This window comes from Streptomyces sp. ATLC9 (genome assembly GCF_057196705.1).
Genome location: NZ_JBXUOY010000458.1, coordinates 1 through 2,296 on the forward strand (window position 1 = coordinate 1; position 2,296 = coordinate 2,296).

Annotated in this window: 1 protein-coding gene and 1 pseudogene; both read left to right on the forward strand. The window is 74.0% G+C overall.

The features are described 5' to 3' along the window. The first annotated feature begins 317 nt into the window (after window positions 1–317). Window positions 318–1,670, forward strand: a complete 1,353-nt coding sequence (gene gabT / locus AC2CJA_RS26215) for a 4-aminobutyrate--2-oxoglutarate transaminase (protein WP_484605146.1) — start codon at window positions 318–320, stop codon at window positions 1,668–1,670. Between the two features lie 334 nt (window positions 1,671–2,004). Then, window positions 2,005–2,296, forward strand: a pseudogene (locus tag AC2CJA_RS26220) (phosphatase PAP2 family protein); the annotation flags it as partial.

Sequence of the window (2,296 nt, forward strand, 5' to 3'; positions counted from 1 at the left end):
CGGCGGCATCGCCGGCAGGTCCCCCCGCCGGCCGTGCGCCCCGCGCGGCCCCCCCGCGTCCCCTGCCCCGTGCGCCCCGCCGTTCACCATGCCCCGCCCAGCCCCTCGTCCGGCACGCCCTCGCCCGTCCACCGCCCCAATTTAGTCCCCGGGAAACGCGGTTGGCCGCCGTGACCGAAGGGCCATGTCCACCGCGGCCAACACGACACGGACACTTCTCCGCGGCGGTGCATGTCTACGCACCCTCCCCCGGCCTAGCCTGCGAGAAACCACACCCTTGAACACCCCTTCGCACCGATGAGCCCGAGGAGTCTGCCATGACCGAACCGTCCGGAGGGCCCACCCTCCCCCAGGAGCGCCGCGTCGTCACCGCGATCCCCGGACCGAGGTCGCGGGAGCTGATGGCCCGCAAGCAGGCGGCCGTGGCGGCGGGCGTGGGGACGGTCATGCCCGTTTTCGCCGCGCGCGCCGGAGGCGGCGTCCTGGAGGACGTCGACGGCAACTCCTTCATCGACCTGGGCTCCGGCATCGCCGTGACCTCGGTCGGCAACAGCGCCGAGGCCGTGGTGCGCCGCGCCGCCGCCCAGCTGGAGCTGTTCACGCACACCTGCGTGATGGTGACCCCCTACGAGGGCTACGTGGAGGTCTGCGAGGAGCTGGCGAAGCTCACCCCCGGCGACCACGCCAAGCGGTCGGCGCTGTTCAACTCGGGCGCCGAGGCGGTCGAGAACGCCGTGAAGATCGCCCGTTCGTACACCGGGCGCCAGGCGGTCGTCGTCTTCGACCACGGCTACCACGGCCGCACCAACCTCACCATGGCGCTGACCGCGAAGAACATGCCGTACAAGCAGGGCTTCGGCCCGTTCGCGCCCGAGGTCTACCGGGTGCCGGTCGCCTACCCCTTCCGCTGGCCCACCGGCCCGGACCACTGCGCCGAGGAGGCCGCGGCCCAGGCGATCGACCAGATCTCCAAGCAGGTCGGCGCGCGGAACGTGGCCGCGATCGTCATCGAGCCGCTGCTGGGCGAGGGCGGGTTCATCGAGCCCGCCAGGGGCTTCCTGCCGCGCATCGCCGAGTTCGCCCGCGACAACGGCATCGTCTTCGTCGCGGACGAGATCCAGTCCGGCTTCTGCCGCACCGGCCGCTGGTTCGCCTGCGAGGACGAGGGGATCGTGCCGGACCTGATCACCACCGCCAAGGGCATCGCCGGCGGCCTGCCGCTGGCCGCCGTCACCGGCCGCGCCGAGATCATGGACGCCGTGCACTCCGGGGGCCTCGGCGGCACCTACGGCGGCAACCCGGTGGCCTGCGCCGCGGCGCTGGGCGCGATCGAGACGATGCGCGAGCTGGACCTGAACGCGAAGGCCCGCCGCATCGAGGAGGTCATGAAGCCCCGGCTGGAGAAGATGGCCCAGCGGCACGGCGTGATCGGCGAGGTCCGCGGCCGGGGCGCGATGATCGCCGTCGAACTGGTGAGGCCCGGCACCAAGGAGCCCGACCCCGAGGCCACCGCCGCCGTGGCCAGGCACTGCCACCAGGCGGGCGTGCTGGTGCTGACCACCGGCACCTACGGCAACGTGGTCCGCTTCCTGCCCCCGCTGGTCATCGGGGAGGATCTGCTGAACGAGGGCCTGGACGTCGTCGAGGAGGCCCTGGCGAACCTGGGGTGATCCCGGGAAGATCCCGGAACGGGGGGCTGCGTGAAGAATGTGTGCGAGGGCCATGGCCCTGCGGTGACACGTCTGTCCGCCGCCCGCCGTCTGCCGTACGTTCTTCCCCGGAAGAACGCAGTACGCCGTCCGCGGGTCCCCCGGACGGCGCCGGGCCGGTGATCCCTCTCAGCCGTCCCGGCCGTGCCCTCGCGCACACTCCTCACCGATCGGACGGCCGCCCGCCCCACACCCCCCGGGGCGAGCGGTGACCGGTCGCCGCGGCGGCCCCGGAACCCTCCCCCCTGTTCCGGGGCCGCCGTTCCGCGTTCCCCGGCCGCTCCCGCTCCCGGCGGTGCTCCTGGCGGTGGTCCTCCCCCTGCTGCTCTTCGCCGCGGCCGCCTGGCAGGTGGCCGCGGAGGGGCCGCTGGCGGAGGAGGACGAACGCCTGGCGCGCCGGATGCGTGAGGACGCCCCGCCGACCGCTCTCGCCGAGTTCCTCGCCGACCTGGGCAACATCGAGGTCGCGCTGCCCGTACTGGTCGCGGCGCTGGCGTACGTGTGGGTGCGCGGGCAACGCCGCCGCCCGCCGGCGGCGGCCGCGGCGGCCGCCGCGGCGATGGCCGCCGTACCGCTCCTGGTGGCAC